General features: G+C 70.9%; 15 protein-coding genes and 1 pseudogene. 3 read left to right on the forward strand and 13 right to left on the reverse strand.

Annotated elements, in window-relative coordinates; all coding sequences use genetic code 11:
• Positions 1–109: 109 nt before the first annotated feature.
• From FCH28_RS10640 to FCH28_RS10655, 4 genes are all read right to left on the reverse strand, one after another.
• Positions 110–1,441 carry a hemolysin family protein gene (locus FCH28_RS10640; protein ID WP_136739572.1) on the reverse strand — a complete coding sequence of 444 codons (1,332 nt, stop codon included), beginning with the start codon at positions 1,439–1,441 and terminating at the stop codon, positions 110–112.
• 13 nt (positions 1,442–1,454) lie between these two features.
• Positions 1,455–1,952, reverse strand: coding sequence for an rRNA maturation RNase YbeY (gene ybeY, locus FCH28_RS10645; RefSeq protein WP_136739573.1), 498 nt, complete (start codon positions 1,950–1,952; stop codon positions 1,455–1,457).
• Between the two features lie 81 nt (positions 1,953–2,033).
• Positions 2,034–3,038: a PhoH family protein gene (locus tag FCH28_RS10650; protein ID WP_136739574.1), complete on the reverse strand. Its 1,005-nt coding sequence runs from the start codon at positions 3,036–3,038 to the stop codon at positions 2,034–2,036.
• Between the two features lie 193 nt (positions 3,039–3,231).
• Entirely contained in the window at positions 3,232–4,329 is a 1,098-nt protein-coding gene (locus FCH28_RS10655) for a carbohydrate kinase family protein (RefSeq protein WP_136739937.1), read from the reverse strand.
• Positions 4,330–4,463: 134 nt separating this feature from the next.
• On the opposite strand from FCH28_RS10655, the gene FCH28_RS10660 reads away from it, so the two are divergent.
• The gene (locus FCH28_RS10660; RefSeq protein WP_136739575.1) at positions 4,464–5,804 is read left to right on the forward strand and encodes a family 4 glycosyl hydrolase; all 1,341 of its coding nucleotides are present in this window, start codon (positions 4,464–4,466) and stop codon (positions 5,802–5,804) included.
• A 111-nt stretch (positions 5,805–5,915) separates the two neighbouring features.
• On the opposite strand, the gene FCH28_RS10665 is transcribed toward FCH28_RS10660, so the two are convergent.
• The 3 genes and pseudogenes from FCH28_RS10665 to FCH28_RS10680 all read right to left on the reverse strand — a co-directional run.
• Complete coding sequence (locus FCH28_RS10665) at positions 5,916–6,545, reverse strand: MBL fold metallo-hydrolase (RefSeq protein ID WP_136739576.1); 630 nt, start codon at positions 6,543–6,545, stop codon at positions 5,916–5,918.
• Entirely contained in the window at positions 6,545–7,630 is a 1,086-nt protein-coding gene (locus FCH28_RS10670) for an S-(hydroxymethyl)mycothiol dehydrogenase (protein WP_136739577.1), read from the reverse strand. The genes FCH28_RS10665 and FCH28_RS10670 overlap by 1 nt, the downstream gene beginning before the upstream one ends.
• A gap of 565 nt (positions 7,631–8,195) precedes the next feature.
• Positions 8,196–9,101: pseudogene (locus FCH28_RS10680) on the reverse strand (enolase C-terminal domain-like protein); the annotation flags it as partial.
• Positions 9,102–9,317: 216 nt separating this feature from the next.
• On the opposite strand from FCH28_RS10680, the gene FCH28_RS10685 reads away from it, so the two are divergent.
• Positions 9,318–10,115 (forward strand): HAD family acid phosphatase, encoded by a 798-nt coding sequence (locus tag FCH28_RS10685; RefSeq protein ID WP_136739578.1) that lies wholly within the window; start codon positions 9,318–9,320, stop codon positions 10,113–10,115.
• A 21-nt stretch (positions 10,116–10,136) separates the two neighbouring features.
• Here the strand turns inward: FCH28_RS10685 and FCH28_RS10690 are convergent, their stop codons facing one another.
• Together FCH28_RS10690 and FCH28_RS10695 are read right to left on the reverse strand one after the other, a co-directional pair.
• Positions 10,137–11,042: a ribonuclease Z gene (locus FCH28_RS10690; protein WP_136739579.1), complete on the reverse strand. Its 906-nt coding sequence runs from the start codon at positions 11,040–11,042 to the stop codon at positions 10,137–10,139.
• Positions 11,043–11,045: 3 nt separating this feature from the next.
• Positions 11,046–11,405, reverse strand: coding sequence for a histidine triad nucleotide-binding protein (locus FCH28_RS10695; RefSeq protein WP_136739938.1), 360 nt, complete (start codon positions 11,403–11,405; stop codon positions 11,046–11,048).
• 199 nt (positions 11,406–11,604) lie between these two features.
• On the opposite strand from FCH28_RS10695, the gene FCH28_RS10700 reads away from it, so the two are divergent.
• On the forward strand, positions 11,605–12,036 hold the full coding sequence (locus FCH28_RS10700) for an OsmC family protein (RefSeq protein WP_136739580.1): 432 nt from the start codon (positions 11,605–11,607) through the stop codon (positions 12,034–12,036).
• A gap of 178 nt (positions 12,037–12,214) precedes the next feature.
• Here FCH28_RS10700 and FCH28_RS10705 read toward each other — a convergent pair whose 3' ends face one another.
• From FCH28_RS10705 to hrcA, 4 genes are all read right to left on the reverse strand, one after another.
• Entirely contained in the window at positions 12,215–12,958 is a 744-nt protein-coding gene (locus FCH28_RS10705) for a 16S rRNA (uracil(1498)-N(3))-methyltransferase (RefSeq protein WP_136739581.1), read from the reverse strand.
• On the reverse strand, positions 12,955–14,049 hold the full coding sequence (locus tag FCH28_RS10710) for a nitronate monooxygenase (RefSeq protein ID WP_136739582.1): 1,095 nt from the start codon (positions 14,047–14,049) through the stop codon (positions 12,955–12,957). The genes FCH28_RS10705 and FCH28_RS10710 overlap by 4 nt, the downstream gene beginning before the upstream one ends.
• Before the next feature lie 252 nt (positions 14,050–14,301).
• Positions 14,302–15,441 (reverse strand): molecular chaperone DnaJ, encoded by a 1,140-nt coding sequence (gene dnaJ, locus FCH28_RS10715; RefSeq protein ID WP_136739583.1) that lies wholly within the window; start codon positions 15,439–15,441, stop codon positions 14,302–14,304.
• A complete protein-coding gene (gene hrcA, locus FCH28_RS10720; protein WP_136739584.1) occupies positions 15,442–16,458 on the reverse strand; it encodes a heat-inducible transcriptional repressor HrcA in 1,017 nt (338 codons plus the stop codon). It lies immediately after the preceding gene.

Raw genomic sequence — 16,458 nt, forward strand, 5'->3', positions numbered from 1 at the left:
CGATCTTTCCATGGCGTTCGCGACGGAATCCAGCTTCCCGAATCATGGAATGCAGAACATTTCCAGTGCACTCGGGATCAGGAGGGAATCGAAGGGAAATGCCGAGTAATCAGGGGAGAATTCCCGGCTGGTGGGACGTTGAATCACCCGACGAGCGGACCGGCTCGCACAGCACCGTGATGATCTTGTTGCGGCGGCCGGCCGGCGATTCGGCGGTCAGCCGCAGTGCCTTCAGATCCGGGTCCTGGGCGTGGTCGGAGAGATCGACCTCGGCCGTGGCGCCCGCGATCGGCACCCGCCCGAGGAGCTTGGCGAGCAGTCCGCCGACCGTCTCCACGTCCTCGTCGTCCAGCTCGGCCAGGCCGTAGAGCTCGCCGAGGTCGCCGATGTCCAGCCGGGCGGTGACCCGGTAGCGGCCGTCGCCGAGGTCCTCGACGGGCGGCAGCTCCCGGTCGTACTCGTCGGTGATCTCGCCGACGATCTCCTCCAGGATGTCCTCGATGGTGACGATGCCGGCCGTGCCGCCGTATTCGTCGATGACCACCGCGACATGGTTGCGGTCCTGCTGCATCTCGCGCAGCAGATCACCGGCGTTCTTGGTGTCCGGGACGAAGACCGCGGGGCGCATCGCCGAGGAGACCAGCTCGGTCTCGGCGTCCCGGCTGATGTGGACCTTGCGGGCGAGGTCCTTGAGGTAGACCACGCCGACGATGTCGTCCTCGTTCTCGCCGGTCACCGGGATGCGGGAGAAGCCGGAGCGCAGGGCGAGGGTGAGCGCCTGGCGGATGGTCTTGTAGCGCTCGACGGCCACCAGGTCCGTACGCGGCACCATCACCTCGCGGACGAGGGTGTCGCCGAGCTGGAAGACGGAGTGCACCATCCGGCGCTCCTCGTCCTCGATCAGCGACTCCTGCTCGGCGAGGTCGACCAGCGAGCGCAGCTCCGCCTCGGAGGCGAACGGTCCCTTGCGGAAGCCCTTGCCGGGGGTGAGGGCGTTGCCGATGAGGATGAGCAGCTGGGGGATCGGGCCCATGATGCGGGCCAGCGGCAGCAGGACGTAGGCGGCGGCGGTCGCGGTGTTCAGGGGGTGCTGGCGGCCGATGGTGCGCGGGGAGACACCGACCGCGACATACGACACCAGCACCATCACGGCGATGGCGACGGTCAGCGCCTGCCAGGTCTCCTCGAAGGAGCGCAGGCAGGCGTACGTGACGAGGACGCCGGCGGCCATCTCGCAGCCGACCCGCACCAGCAGCGCGACGTTCAGATAGCGGGTGGGGTCGGCGGCGACCGCGGCGAGTTTGGTGCTGCCGCGGCGGCCGGATCTGACGGCCTCCTCGGCACGGAAGCTCGTCGTACGGGCCAGGCCCGCCTCGGCGCAGGCGGCGAGCCAGGCGATCACGACGAGCAGCACCGCGACCGCGATCAGCTGGGTGGTCATCTCGGGCGCCCGGTCAGGTCACGGTGGGGGCCGGCGAGGGGCCGGTGAGGCCCTTCTCGGCCCGCCAGCCGTCGATGATCGCCGCTTGCAGGCCGAACATCTCGGCCTTCTCGTCCGGCTCCTCGTGGTCGTAGCCGAGGAGGTGCAGCACGCCGTGGACGGTCAGCAGCTGGAGCTCCTCGTCCATGGAGTGGCCGGTCGGCGCCTCCTCGCCCTGCTTCTTGGCGACCTCGGGACAGAGCACGATGTCACCGAGGAGCCCCTGCGGGGGCTCCTCGTCGTCCTTGGCCGGCGGGCGCAGTTCGTCCATCGGGAAGGACATGACATCGGTCGGTCCCGGGAGGTCCATCCACTGGATGTGGAGCTGCTCCATGGCCTCGGCGTCCACGACGATGACGGACAGCTCGGACAGCGGGTGGATACGCATCCGGGCGACGGCGTAGCGGGCGACGTCCAGGACGGCCTGCTCGTCGATGTCCGTGCCGGACTCGTTGTTGACGTCGATCGACATGGGGGCGGTTACTTCTCGCTTCTTGGTGCTGGACGGACCGTACGGAACGGACCGTGCGGGGCGGGCCGACGCCCTCCCGGCCTACTGGCCGTTGCGGATGTCGTACTTCTCGTATGCGTCGACGATACGGCCGACGAGCTTGTGCCGGACGACATCCTGGCTGGTGAGGCGGGAGAAGTGCACATCCTCGACGCCCTCCAGGATCTCCTGGACCTGGCGCAGACCGCTCTTCGTGCCGCCGCCGGGGATGTCGATCTGGGTGATGTCGCCGGTGATGACGATCTTCGAATCGAAGCCGAGGCGGGTGAGGAACATCTTCATCTGCTCGGGGCTGGTGTTCTGCGCCTCGTCGAGGATGATGAACGCGTCGTTGAGCGTCCGGCCACGCATGTACGCCAGCGGCGCGACCTCGATCGTGCCCGCCGCCATCAGGCGGGGGATGGAGTCGGGGTCGAGCATGTCGTGCAGCGCGTCGTAGAGCGGGCGCAGATACGGGTCGATCTTCTCGTAGAGGGTGCCGGGCAGGAAGCCCAGCCGCTCGCCGGCCTCGACCGCGGGGCGGGTCAGGATGATGCGGTTGACCTGCTTGGCCTGGAGCGCCTGGACGGCCTTGGCCATCGCCAGATACGTCTTGCCGGTGCCGGCCGGGCCGATGCCGAAGACCACGGTGTGCTTGTCGATGGAGTCGACATAGCGCTTCTGGTTGAGCGTCTTGGGACGGATCGTCCGGCCGCGGTTGGACAGGATGTTCTGGGTGAGCACCTCGGCGGGCGTCTCGGGAGCACCCTCGCCGTTCTCCGCCGCGCGCAGCATGGCGATGGAGCGTTCCACTGCGTCCTCCGTCATCGGTTGTCCGGTGCGGAGCACCAGCATCATCTCGTCGAAAAGGCGCTGGATGAGAGCGACTTCGCGGGCGTCGCCGACAGCGCTGACTTCATTGCCCCGGACATGGATGTCGGTTGCGGGAAAGGCCTTCTCGATCACGCGCAGTAGCGAGTCACCGGACCCCAGGACCGTGACCATCGGGTGCTTGGGCGGGACGGTGAACTGGGCGCTCGCCTGCGGTTGCGTCGGTGTCTGAGTCATGGGCCGGCTCTGTGGCCTGCTCAACCCCTATCCTTTGCTCATTTCAGGTGCCTGCGGCTCGACTCCTGGGATACCCAGACTACGACGGTGCACTGACAAGCCAGAAGGCTTTTCCGACGACCGGACGCGGGCCGCCGGGCACGGCTACGCACACCGCGACGGCCGGTCACCGCCTGCCACCGCCCGGCGCCGGTCAGGCGGGCCGGCGGAAGCCGATCGTCGGGACGGCGCGGGCCAGCGGCGACGGCCGGTACGCAGCTGGCAGCACCGCGTCGAGGAACCCGTACTGGCGGCGCAGCCCGTCCGCCGCCGCGTCGCACATCCGGACCCGCTGCCACCAGGCGGCGATCTCCGCCCAGCCGGGCGCGGACAGCGAACCGCCGAATTCCTGCACCGACAGGGCGGCGCTGAGCCCGGCGAAGGACAGCCGCTCGGCGAGCGGCCAGCCGGCCAGGGTGCCGGTGACGAACCCGGCGACGAACACGTCCCCGGCGCCGGTCGGGTCCAGCGCCTCCACGGCGATGGCGGGCACCTCCGCCGTCTCCCCGGTCCGCCCGTCCACCGCGCAGGCGCCGTCCACGCCCATGGTGACCACCGCGAGCGGGACCCGTTCGGCGAGCTTGCGGGCGGCCGCGCGCGGGCTGTCCGTGCGGGTGTAGCGCATCGCCTCCTCGGCGTTCGGCAGGAACGCCTCGCAGTGCTCCAGGTCGGCGAGGTCGGCCGGGTCCCAGCGGCCGCTGTCGTCCCAGCCGACATCGGCGAAGATGCGGCTGCCCCGGCCGGCCGCGCAGCCCAGCCAGCCCTCCCGCCGGCCCGGTACGAGCGAGGCGACGCAGGCGCGGGACGGCGGCGGGCAGCCCGGCGCGTGCTTGCCGTCGAAGGCGGAGTCGGGCGGCGGCGCCTCGTGGCCGTGCGAGACCATCGTGCGTTCGCCCTCGTAGGCCATGGAGACGGTGACCGGGGAGTGCCAGCCGGGGACCGTGCGGGACAGCGCCAGGTCGATGCCCTCGCCCTGTTCCAGCGCCTCCCAGCAGTACTCGCCGTATTTGTCGTCGCCGAACGCGGCGGCCAGTGAGGTGCGCAGACCGAGCCGGGCCAGCGCGGTGGCCATGTTGGCGACGCCGCCGGGGCTGGAACCCATGCCGCGGGCCCAGGACTCGGTGCCGCGTACCGGGGCGGAGTCCAGGCCGGTGAAGATGATGTCGAGGAAGACCGTGCCGGTGAGATAGACGTCGGTGCGCGGGTCGCCCTCCGCGCGCACCGCGGCCAGCGGGTCGAGCCCCGCCGGCACGGCACCCGTATGCGCGGGTGCGGGGACAGCCTGGCCGTCTGCCGGGACACCGCGTGGACCACTGCTCACCGTGCTCGCCCCTCTCGTTCAGCGGGTGCCGCCAGTGTGCCTGATGCTGAGGTACGTTCCGCCCCATGAGGCTCTCGATTCTGGGCGGTGGCGGTTTCCGGGTGCCGCTGGTCTACCGCGCGCTGTTGGAGGACCCGGCACGCTTCGTCTCCGAGGTGACGCTGTACGACACCGATCCGCTGCGGGTGAGGGTGATCGCCGACATCCTGGCCCGGCTCGCGGAGGGGCACCGGGAGCCGGTCTCCGTACGGGTGGCGAAGGATCTGGACGACGCGTTGACGGGCGCCGATTTCGTGTTCTCCGCGATACGGGTGGGCGGCACGGCGGGACGCATCCGGGACGAGCGGATCCCGCTGTCCGAGGGGGTGCTCGGCCAGGAGACGGTCGGCGCGGGGGGTGTGCTGTACGGCCTGCGGACGATCCCGGTGGCGGTACGGATCGCCGAGCGGGTCGCCGCCCTGGCGCCCCGGGCGTGGGTCATCAACTTCACCAATCCCGCGGGCATGGTCACCGAGGCGATGTCGCATGTGCTGGGTGACCGCGTCATCGGGATCTGCGACTCACCCGTAGGGCTGGTGCGCCGGGCGGCCCGTGCGGCCGGCGCGGACCCGGAGGCGTTCCGGGACACCGGCCGGGTCGGGTACGACTACGTCGGGCTCAACCACCTCGGCTGGCTGCGGTCGTTGACGGTCGACGGCACCGAACTGCTGCCGGGGCTGCTTGCCGACGACCGCGCGCTGGGCTCCTTCGAGGAGGGCCGGCTGTTCGGTCCTGAGTGGCTGCGCACCCTGGGCGCGCTGCCGAACGAGTATCTGCACTACTACTACTTCCGCCGGGAGACCCTGCACTCCCTGCGGGACACCCACGAGACCCGCGGTGAGTTCCTCGACCAGCAGCAGGGCCTGTTCTTCGAGCGGGCCGCGGCGGCGGGCGGCCCGGACGCGGCGTACACGCTGTGGGAGCAGACCCGGCTGGAGCGCGAGGAGACGTATATGGCGCACAGCCGCGAGGCCAGCGGCGGCTGGCAGCGCGACAGCCATGACCTGGAAGGCGGCGGCTACGACCGGGTCGCGCTGGCCCTGATGCACGCCATCGCGAGCGACAGCGGCGCCCGGCTGATCCTCAACGTCCGCAACGGGTCGACGGTGCCGCAGCTGGCCCCTGACGCGATCGTGGAGACGGTGTGCGAGGTCGGCTCGCACGGCGCCCGCCCGCTGCCCTGCGGGCCGCTGCGCGAGGACCAGTTGGGGCTGATGCTGCAGGTCAAGGCGGTGGAACGGGCGGCGGTCGAGGCCGCGCTGTTCAAGGACCGGGGCGCGGCGCTCCGCGCGCTGGCGCTGCACCCGCTGGTGGACTCCCCCGCGGTGGCCGCCCGCATCCTGGAACGGGCGGCCACGGAGGGCTGACGACCGGGAACACCTCGGGCCCCCGGCCGCGTTGAGGCCTGCAAGGGGCCCACGCGTCCCCTAGGGGATCTGTTCGAACACCCCCTAGGGGTCCCGCCCCAACGCCCCGCCCTAATGCCCCCGGCGCAGCCACTCCCCCACGTGCGGCGCCTCGTCGCCGATGGTCGTCGATTCGCCGTGGCCGGTGCGTACCTCCGTCCGCGGCGGGAGGGTCAGCAGCCGGTCCCTGATCGACTCGATGATCGTCGGGAAGTCCGAGAAGGACCGGCCGGTGGCGCCGGGGCCGCCCCGGAAGAGGGTGTCGCCGGTGAAGACCGTGCCCAGGTCGGGCGCGTAGAGGCAGACCGCGCCGGGTGCGTGGCCCGGGGTGTGAAGCACCGTCAGGTCGGTGCCGGCGATGGTGAGCACCTGGCCGTCCGCCAGCTCCGCGTCCGGGGCGTTGTCGGGGTGGGTCTGCTTCCACAGCGGCAGGTCGTCGGGGTGCAGATGGATACGGGCGCCGGTACGGGTGGCCAGCGCGGGGGCGGCGTCGATGTGGTCGTTGTGCGCGTGGGTGCAGATGATCGCGCGCAGCGTCCGGCCGGCCAGCGCTTCCAGAATGGCCTCGGCGTCGTGTGCGGCGTCGATGACGATGGCCTCGTCGTCGTTGCCGACGATCCAGACGTTGTTGTCGACGTCCCAGGTGCCGCCGTCGAGCGAGAAGGTGCCGGAGGTGACGAGGTGGTCGATGCGGGCCGCCATCAGAGCGTCACCACCGAGCGCAGGACGTCGCCCGCGTGCATCCGCTCGAAGGCCTGCTCCACGTCGTGGATGCCGATCGTCTCGGTGACGAACGCGCCGAGGTCGATCCGGCCCTGCTGGTGCAGGTCGATGAGCATCGGGAAGTCGCGTGAGGGCAGGCAGTCCCCGTACCAGGAGGACTTGAGGGCGCCGCCGCGGCCGAAGACGTCCAGGAGGGGAAGTTCCAGGGTCATGTCCGGGGTGGGGACGCCCACGAGGACGACGGTGCCGGCCAGGTCGCGGGCATAGAACGCCTGCTGGTACGTCTCCGGGCGGCCGACCGCCTCGATGACGACATCCGCGCCGAAGCCGCCGGTCAGCTCGCGGATCGCGTCGACCGGATCGGTGGTGCGGGAGTTGACGGTGTGGGTGGCCCCCATGGAGCGGGCGGTCGTCAGCTTCCGGTCGTCGATGTCCACCGCGATGATCCGGGCCGCTCCGGCCAGCCGCGCGCCGACGACGGCCGCGTCGCCGACGCCGCCGCATCCGATGACCGCGACCGAGTCGCCGCGGCCGACGCCGCCGGTGTTGATGGCGGCACCGATGCCCGCCATCACGCCGCAGCCCAGCAGCCCGGCGACGGCCGGTGAGACCTCCGGGTCGACCTTGGTGCACTGCCCGGCGGCGACCAGCGTCTTGTCGGCGAACGCGCCGATGCCCAGCGCGGGGCTGAGCTCCGTACCGTCCTTCAGCGTCATCTTCTGCGGCGCGTTGTGCGTGTCGAAGCAGTACTGGGGGCGGCCGCGCAGACAGGCCCGGCACGCTCCGCACACCGCACGCCAGTTGAGGACGACGAAGTCCCCGGGCGCGACGTCCGTCACGCCGGCGCCGACCGACTCCACGACGCCGGACGCCTCGTGCCCGAGCAGGAACGGGAAGTCGTCGTTGATGCCGCCCTGTTTGTAGTGCAGATCGGTGTGGCACACCCCGCACGCCTGGATCTTCACCACGGCCTCGCCGGGGCCCGGATCCGGCACCAGAATCGTCTCCAGCCGGACCGGTTCGTTCCTGCCCGGCGCGATGACGCCGCGCACTTCCTGTGCCATTCGGTCAGCCCCTCTCGAAGATCAGGTACGGGACCACTGTGGCGCACAGCCACTGAGCCGTGCCACACCGTACGCGCGCGGGGCGACGGCGCACAGGACCGCTGACGTCAAGGCGGGCGTCGCGGAAGGTGAGCCGTTCGGTGAGGACGTCCTCGGTCTACCGGGGGTAGCCCAATCGTGTGATGGTCCGCTTGGTGGCTTGCAGCGCGCCGGGTGGGCCGGGTTAGCGTGCCTGTGCGATCTGGGACGCCGGGAACGGTGCCAGCGTGCGGGGCCCCCGCTCCACCAGAGAGATGGTCCGGGGCCTCCCCGTCGCCACTGGCCGTGCCCAATTGGCCAGGTCGAGTAGGGAACTGGCCTCCTGGGACCGGACCACGCACGGGATGCGTGTCGCCGCCCCGGGGTCGAGTACGCCGGGGACCAGTGCGCTCAAGACCGTTTGGGGCGTGCGGCTGATCGGGCTTGCTCCCGTTCAGTCCGAAGGAACGGTAGTGGCTGTCGCAGGCATGATCGAGGTGGGGCATGGTCGCCGCGACCCCGCGTCACAGCGGCGAGGCTCGTCGAAGGTGACGCACGTGTTGGTGGCGAAGGGGAGTCCCGCCCTCCCCCAGCTGCCGCTGGGAGATGCCCCCAGCCGCGCCATCCGGTCCGTGCCGCTCGCCGGGTCCTCCAGGTACTCCAGGACGTCGGCCAGTTCCGCCGCGACGTGCAGCGAAGTCGCCACGCTCCAGGCGCCGTTGGGGTCGATCCGCAGCGGCCGGCCGGGGAACTCGGCGGCCAGCGCCCTGAGGGCCGCGATCTCCTGGGCGGGCTCGAAGACGCCGCCCTTGAGCTTGAAGGAGGTGAAGCCGTAGGTGTCCGAAAAGCGTCGCGCCTGGGCGACGATGCCGGCCGGGTCGAGGGCGGCGCCCCAGTCGTCGCGTTCACCGCGTCCACCGGGATGGCCGGCCCACCGGTAGAAGAGGTAGGCGCTGTATTCGACCTGGTCACGTACCTTGCCGCCGAGCAGCGCGTGGACGGGCAGACCGGTGGCCCGGCCCCAGGCGTCCAGACAGGCGACCTCGAAACCGGAGAGCACCGAGAGCCGCAGCTTGTCGGCGGTCTGCACGCCGCGCAGCCCGCCGGCGTCCACCGCGTCGGCGCCGGTCGCGGCCGGGGAATCGCCGCACACCCGGGCGGCGAGCGCGGGCAGTCCGTTCAGATCCGTGACCGATCTGTCGATCAGCACTCCGGCCAACGGGCGGGCCAGGTCGAGGTACTTGGTGTCCCCGTAGGTCTCGCCGAGCCCGGTGGCGCCGCCCGCCGTGACCACCTCGATGATCAGTCGTGGGGTGTACGGCTGGTGCACGCCCTGGGTGTTCAGCAGTGGCGGGTCGGCGACCAGGACCGGGGTGAGCCGGACCTCGGCGATGGCGAGGTCGGCGGCACCACCGACCAACCCTCTCTCCGTATGTAGATGTCGTCCATGCATGAGAACGGAGACTAGGGAGCGCGCCAAGGGGCGTCAACACCCGGGACACGCCCGCCACACGCCACACCGCCGCTCCGGAATCCCCTCCTCCACTACCCTTTACCAACCATTGAATCTTCGCGCGTAGATACCGAAATGAGCCTCTGTTAGACCTACCTGGGTCTGTGTTTCACCGCTTGACCCACCCGGGCCCCCACACCTCCGAAGGAGCCGCGCATGCGCCGCCCTGTTCTCACCCGTCGTGCCCGCCTCGGCGGCGCCGCGATAGCCGCCCTGGTCGCCGGCACCGCCGCGTTCGGCGCGGGCCAGGCCACCGCCGAACACTCGGTGCCGCACACCGACAAGGAGATCCCCAACCTCACCCAGGTGCAGGACAAGATCAAGGCCTACTACGGCGACACGGTGACGGCCGACGGGCAGCACTACGCCTCCCCGGACAGCAACTACGCCCGCCAGGTCCACGGCATCGAGGCCAAGGCCCGCGCGTATCTGACCAAGGCGCTGGCCGGCAAGCGCGCGGCCGGGGACCCCAAGCCCGCCATCGTCCTCGACATGGACGACACCACCCTGCTCACCTACAACTACGAGCTCCAGGTCGGCTTCGCCTTCACCCCGGAGAGCCAGGACAAGTACCTGGCCTCGACCGACATGGACCCGGTCTTCGGCATGAACCGGCTCGTCAACTGGGCGCACGACAAGGGCGCCGAGGTCTTCTTCCTGACCGGCCGCAAGGAGAAGCAGCGCGACTGGAGCGTGCGCAACCTCGAGAACGTCGGCTACGGGGTGCCGCTGGACCGTACGCATGTGTACCTGAAGAACAAGGAGAACCCGCCGCCGTACCTGCCGTGCGGCGCCACCTGCACGACCACCGAGTTCAAGTCGGGCACCCGCAAGCACATCGAGTCCCTCGGCTACAACATCGTCGCCAACTTCGGGGACCAGTACAGCGACCTGAACGGCGGCTACGGGGACCGGACCTTCAAGATGCCGAACCCGATGTACTACCTGCCGTAACGGCCGGCAGTCCCTCCGAGGTCAGCGCCTCTTGGGCAGCGGCACGCGCATCAGGTCCTGGGCGATGGTGAGTTCCCCGGTGAATCCCGTTGCGCGTGCCTGCCGCTCGAACTCCGCGGGGTCGGCATAGCGCTGCGAGAAGTGCGTCAGCACGAGATGCCGCACGCCCGCGTCCATGGCCACTCCGGCGGCCTGCCCGGCCGTCAAGTGGCCGTGGTCGACGGCCAGTTGGATGTCCTCGTCCAGGAACGTCGACTCGATGACGAGCATGTCCACGCCCTCCGCGAGGGCATACACCCCTGAACACAACCGGGTGTCCATCACGAACGCGAACCGCTGGCCCGGCCGCACCTCGCTCACCTCGTCGAGGGTGACGCCGTTCAGCTCGCCGGCCCGCTGCAGCCTGCCGACGTCCGGTCCGGAGATGCCGTGCGCGGCCAGCCGGTCGGGCAGCATCCGCCGGGTGTCCGGTTCCACCAGGCGGTAGCCGTACGACTCGACGGGGTGCGAGAGCTTCCGCGCCTGCAGGACGTAGGTCGCCGAACGGTCCAGCTCGCCGTCCTCGGAGACCGGCCGCTGGGTGAGCTGGACCGTCTCGCGGTAGGCGGTGGCATAGCGCAGCCGGTCGAAGAAGCGCTGGCCGCTGGCCGGGTAGTGGGCGGTGACGGGGTGCGGCACCCGGTCCAGGTTGATCCGCTGGATCACCCCGGCCAGGCCCAGCGAGTGGTCACCGTGGAAGTGCGTGACGCAGATCCGGTTGAGGTCATGGGCGGCGACCCCGGCCCGCAGCATCTGACGCTGCGTCCCCTCACCGGGGTCGAAGAGCAGCCCCTGGCCGTCCCAGAGCAGCAGATAGCCGTTGTGGTTGCGGTGTCGGGTGGGGACCTGGCTGGCGGTGCCGAGGACGACCAGTTCGCGTACGGACACCGACTATCCGGGGGGCCACTGGAGGCCGCGGCCGCTGAGCACGTGCAGATGGGCGTGGAAGACGGTCTGGCCCGCGCCGGCGCCGGTGTTGAAGACGACCCGGTAGCCCCGGTCCTCGACCTTGTCCTCGACGGCGACCTCGCGGGACTCGCGCAGTATGTCGGCGATGACCTGCGGTTCGGCGGCGGCGAGGGTCGCCGCGTCCGGGTAGTGCACCTTGGGGATCACCAGGACGTGGGTCGGAGCCTGGGGGTTGATGTCGCGGAACGCGACGGTGGTCTCGGTCTCGCGGACGATGGTCGCCGGTACCTCCCCTGCCACGATCTTGCAGAACAGGCAGTCGGCCTGCGGTTCTCCCGCCACCGGTGGCTCCTCCCGGGTCTCGGTCGTACGCACGGTGCGCACGGCCTCGGATGCTACCGGGCGGCGCCCGTGCGAGTGGCCACCGCACCCGGCGCCGCGCGGACGGGCCGTCACACGCCGCGGCGGGCGGGCCCGGCTCCTCCGTCGGATCACTAAGCTGGGCCCGAACCGCTTCGCCCACAACCGGGAGTTATGCACCATGGCAACCACGCGCACCGCCAACACCCACTGGGAAGGCAACCTCCTGGAGGGCAAGGGCCAGGTCGCCCTCTCCTCCTCCAACATCGGCACGTACGACGTGAGCTGGCCGGCCCGCGCCGAGCAGCCGGGCGGCAAGACCAGCCCCGAGGAGCTCATCGCGGCCGCCCACTCCTCCTGCTACTCCATGGCCTTCTCGCACGGCCTGGCCGGCAAGGGCTACACCGTCGAGACGGTCGACACCCAGGCCGATGTCACCTTCCAGCCGGGTGAGGGCATCACCGGCATCGTGCTGACCGTCAAGGCCAAGGTGCCGGGTCTGTCCGAAGCGGACTTCCAGGCCGCGGCCGAGGACGCCAAGAAGAACTGCCCGGTGAGCCAGGCCCTGGCGGGCGTCAAGAACATCACGCTGGACGCCGCGCTGCTGGCCTGAAAACCGTGATCTGACACCCCCTGCCGGCCGATCCGGGCCGGCAGGGGGCGAACGTGAACGGCGGTGGGGGGGCGGGGCCCCCCCGGGCCGGGGGGGGCCCCCCGCCGCGTTGTCAGTGGGGTGTGCCAGGATCGATGCGTACGGTTCGCCTGCCGTGTGTGCCGGGCAATGCGGAAGGTCAGTTCCAGCGTCCCGTGCGGCCCAGCAGCAGCGCCGTGGCGGCGGTGCCTGCGGTGGAGGTGCGCAGGACGGTCGGGCCGAGCCGGTAGGGCTTGGCGCCGGCCTCGGCGAAGGCGGTGAGTTCCTCCGGGGAGACGCCGCCCTCAGGTCCGACGACCAGCACGATCCGGCCGGTGGCGGGGAGTTCGGCGGTGGCGAGCGGGGCGCTGCCCTCCTCGTGGAGGACGGCGGCGAGGTCGGCGTCCGCGAGCAGCGCCGCCACCTGCTTGGTCGTCAACGGGTCCGCGACCTCGGGGAAGGTCAGCCGGCGCGACTGCTTGCCCGCCTCGCGCGCCGTGGCACGCCATTTCGCCAGCGACTTGGCGGCCCGCTCGCCGCGCCATTGGGTGACGCAACGCGCCGCCGCCCAGGGGACGATGGCATCGACGCCGGTCTCGGTCATCGTCTCGACGGCCAGTTCGCCGCGGTCCCCCTTGGGCAGCGCCTGCACGACCGTGATCAGCGGTGTCGGCGCTTCCTCGGTACGGACGCCGGTGACCGCGACGGTGAGCCGGTCCTTGCCCTCGACGGCCGCGACCGTGCCCTCGGCGCCGGTACCGCCGCCGTCCGTCAGCACGATCTCCTCGCCGACCCGCAGCCGGCGCACCGACACCGCATGCCGGCCCTCCGGCCCGTCCAGGACCAGCGTGCCGCCGGCCCGTACGTCCGCGAGCGAGTCGACGAGGAAGACCGGTGCCGTCATGACGCGGCCCCGGTGCCGCCGGGCTGCAACGCGGCGCGGGCGGCGGCCAGTTCGGCCACCAGCACCTCCACCAGCCGCCCGGCCGGCAGCTCGCGCGCCATCCGGTGCCCCTGCCCGGCCCAAAGCGCCATGCCCTGCGCGTCGCCGGCCTTGGCCGCGGCCTTGCGCAGGCCCGAGGTGAGGTGGTGGACGGCGGGGTAGGCGGCCGGGGCGTACGGTCCGTGCTCCCGAAGGAAACGGTTCACCAGACCGCGGGCCGGGCGCCCGGAGAACGCCCGGGTCAGCTCGGTCCGGGTGAACAGCGGATTGGTCAGCGCCTGCTTGTGCAGGATGTTCGCACCCGACTCGGGCGTGATCAGGAAGGCCGTGCCGAGCTGCGCCGCGGCGGCGCCGGCGGCCTGCGCCGCGGCGATCTGCGAGCCCCGCATCAGCCCGCCCGCGGCGATGATCGGGATCTGCACCGCCTCGTAGACCTGGGCGATCAGGGAGAGCAGTCCGATGCCGGCGCCGCTGCCGTCGGCCTGTGGGTCGTCGCGGTGGGTGCTCTGGTGGCCGCCGGCCTCGATGCCCTGGACACAGACGGCGTCCGCGCCGGACCACTGCGCGGCCTGCGCCTCGGCCGTGGTGGTCACCGTCACGACGGTGTACGTACCGACCTTGGCGAGCGAGTCGAGCACCGCGCGGGAGGGGCAGCCGAAGGCGAAGGAGACCACCGGCACCGGGTCCTCGCGCAGGATCGCCAACTTGGCCTCGTAGCCGTCGTCGACGCCGCCCTGCGGATCGATCTCGCCCAGCGGGGTCTCGTACCACGCCGATTCGCCGGCCAGCTGCTCCCGGTAGACCTCGACGGCCGTGACATCGGCGAGCGTGGGCTGCGGCATGAAGAGGTTGACGCCGAACGGCCGACCGGTCAGCCGCCGCAGCTGCTTGATCTCCTCGTACATGCCGTCGGCGGTTTTGTAACCGGCGGCGAGGAAGCCGAGACCGCCGGCCTCACTGACGGCGGCGGCGAGCTCCGGGCGGGCGGCACCGCCCGCCATCGGGGCCTGCACGATCGGGTAGCGGCAGAGATCGGTCAGCGCGGAGGGCATGAGCACATCGTGTCACGCCTGTTGCCACGTCCCGAACACGGGCCGGGCCGGTTCTCGGGACACCTGCCGGTTCCCGGGAGACGTGGAGGGTAGGAACGGGTTGGGGCGCTGTGGACCCCTAGGGGAGATCCCCTAGGGGTCCACAGCGCCCCAGACCAATGCCTACCCGCCGGAGGCCCGGCGGAAGCAACTACCGCCCGTTGCCGTGCCCATCCGGGGGACACCCCCCGGACCCCCGGCAGGCAGAAGCAACTACCGCCCGTTGAAAGCGTCCTTCAGCCGTGAGAAGAGTCCCTGCTGGCCGGGCTGAAACTGGCCCGTGGGGCGTTCTTCACCCCGGAGCTTGGCCAGCCGCCGCAGCAGCTCCTCCTGCTCGGGGTCGAGCTTGCCGGGAGTCTGCACCTCGACGTGGACGATCAGATCGCCCCGGCCGCCGCCGCGCAGATGCGTGACACCGCGCTGGTGCAGCGGGATCGACTGGCCCGACTGCGTACCCGGACGGACGTCGATCTCCTCCATCCCGTCCAGCGTCTCCAGCGGGCACTTCGTGCCCAGCGCGGCCGCCGTCATCGGGATGGTGACCGTGCAGTGCAGATCGTCGCCGCGCCGCTGGAAGACCGGGTGCGGCAGCTCGTGGATCTCGACGTAGAGGTCACCGGCCGGACCGCCACCGGGGCCGACCTCGCCCTCGCCGGCGAGCTGGATGCGGGTCCCGTTGTCGACACCGGCCGGGATCTTCACGGTCAGGGTGCGGCGGGAGCGGATCCGCCCGTCGCCCGCGCACTCCGGGCACGGCGTCGGGACGACCGTGCCGAAGCCCTGACACTGGGGGCACGGCCGGGATGTCATGACCTGGCCGAGGAAGGACCGGGTGACCTGCGAGACCTCACCGCGGCCGCGGCACATGTCACAGGTCTGCGCTGAGGTGCCCGGGGCCGCGCCCTCGCCGGTGCAGGTCGTACACACGATGGCGGTGTCGACCTGGATGTCCTTGGTCGTGCCGAAGGCCGCCTCGGTCAGCTCGATGTCGAGCCGGATCATGGCGTCCTGGCCGCGGCGGGTACGCGAGCGCGGTCCGCGCTGCGAGGCCGTGCCGAAGAAGGCGTCCATGATGTCGGAGAAGTTGCCGAAGCCCGCGCCGAAGCCGCCCGCGCCGCCACCGGCGCCGCCCGACTGCGAGAGGGGATCGCCGCCCAGGTCGTAGACCTGCTTCTTCTGCGGGTCCGACAGGACCTCGTAGGCGGCGTTGATCTCCTTGAACCGCTCCTGGGTCTTGGGATCCGGGTTCACGTCCGGGTGCAGCTCGCGCGCAAGCCGCCGGAAAGCCTTCTTGATCTCGTCCTGGGATGCATCGCGCCGAACGCCCAGGACCGCGTAGTAATCCGTGGCCACTTACGACTCCGCCAGGATCTGTCCGACGTAACGTGCCACTGCGCGTACCGCTCCCATCGTTCCGGGGTAGTCCATGCGGGTCGGTCCGACCACGCCGAGTTTGGCGACTGCCTCGTCGCCCGAACCGTAGCCGACCGCGACGACCGATGTGGACGCCAGGCCTTCATGGGCATTCTCATGCCCGATACGTACGGTCATGCCCGAGTCCTTGGCCTCCCCGAGCAGCTTGAGCAGCACCACATGCTCCTCAAGGGCCTCCAGCACCGGCCGGATGGTCAGTGGGAAATCATGCCCGAAGCGCGTGAGATTGGCGGTTCCGCCGATCACCAGGCGCTCTTCGGTCTCCTCCACCAAAGTCTCCAGCAACACCGACAGCACTGTCGAGACCGTGCTGCGGTCGTCCTGCTCGAAGGAGTCCGGAAGATCCTGCACCAGCTGCGGCACATCCGCGAACTTGCGCCCCACGACACGGCTGTTGAGCCGCGCCCGCAGATCCGCCAGCGACGTTTCGGCGAACGGCGTCTCGCAGTCGACCAGCCGCTGCTCGACCCGTCCGGTGTCCGTGATCAGTACGAGCATCAGCCGGGCCGGGGCCAGCGCCAGCAGCTCGACATGCCGGACCGTGGACCGGGTCAGTGACGGGTACTGCACGACCGCGACCTGCCGGGTCAGCTGCGCCAGCAGCCGGACCGTGCGGCCCACCACGTCGTCCAGGTCGACGGCGCCGTCCAGGAAGTTCTGGATGGCGCGCCGTTCCGGGGAGGACAGCGGCTTGACGGCGGCGAGCTTGTCGACGAACAGGCGGTAGCCCTTGTCGGTCGGGATCCGGCCTGCGCTGGTGTGCGGCTGGGCGATGAATCCCTCGTCCTCCAGGACTGCCATGTCGTTGCGGACCGTGGCCGGGGAGACGCCGAGCTGATGGCGCTCGGTGAGGGCCTTGGAGCCGACCGGCTCCTCGGTCCCGACGTAGTCCTGGACGATGGCGCGCAGCACTTCGAGCCTGCGTTCACTGAGCAT

Source organism: Streptomyces piniterrae (assembly GCF_005048155.1).
In the GTDB taxonomy this organism is placed as follows: domain Bacteria; phylum Actinomycetota; class Actinomycetes; order Streptomycetales; family Streptomycetaceae; genus Streptomyces; species Streptomyces piniterrae.

What these genes read in the sequence shown, in the direction of transcription:
- FCH28_RS10700 (WP_136739580.1), top strand. Translation starts at nt 11,605, where the DNA reads ATGGCAACCACGCGCACCGCCAACACCCACTGGGAAGGCAACCTCCTG.
- FCH28_RS10670 (WP_136739577.1), bottom strand. Translation starts at nt 7,630, where the DNA reads ATGGCACAGGAAGTGCGCGGCGTCATCGCGCCGGGCAGGAACGAACCG.
- ybeY (WP_136739573.1), bottom strand. Translation starts at nt 1,952, where the DNA reads ATGTCGATCGACGTCAACAACGAGTCCGGCACGGACATCGACGAGCAG.
- FCH28_RS10710 (WP_136739582.1), bottom strand. Translation starts at nt 14,049, where the DNA reads ATGCCCTCCGCGCTGACCGATCTCTGCCGCTACCCGATCGTGCAGGCC.
- hrcA (WP_136739584.1), bottom strand. Translation starts at nt 16,458, where the DNA reads ATGCTCAGTGAACGCAGGCTCGAAGTGCTGCGCGCCATCGTCCAGGAC.
- FCH28_RS10705 (WP_136739581.1), bottom strand. Translation starts at nt 12,958, where the DNA reads ATGACGGCACCGGTCTTCCTCGTCGACTCGCTCGCGGACGTACGGGCC.
- FCH28_RS10650 (WP_136739574.1), bottom strand. Translation starts at nt 3,038, where the DNA reads ATGACTCAGACACCGACGCAACCGCAGGCGAGCGCCCAGTTCACCGTC.
- FCH28_RS10665 (WP_136739576.1), bottom strand. Translation starts at nt 6,545, where the DNA reads ATGGCGGCCCGCATCGACCACCTCGTCACCTCCGGCACCTTCTCGCTC.
- FCH28_RS10660 (WP_136739575.1), top strand. Translation starts at nt 4,464, where the DNA reads ATGAGGCTCTCGATTCTGGGCGGTGGCGGTTTCCGGGTGCCGCTGGTC.
- FCH28_RS10685 (WP_136739578.1), top strand. Translation starts at nt 9,318, where the DNA reads ATGCGCCGCCCTGTTCTCACCCGTCGTGCCCGCCTCGGCGGCGCCGCG.
- FCH28_RS10640 (WP_136739572.1), bottom strand. Translation starts at nt 1,441, where the DNA reads ATGACCACCCAGCTGATCGCGGTCGCGGTGCTGCTCGTCGTGATCGCC.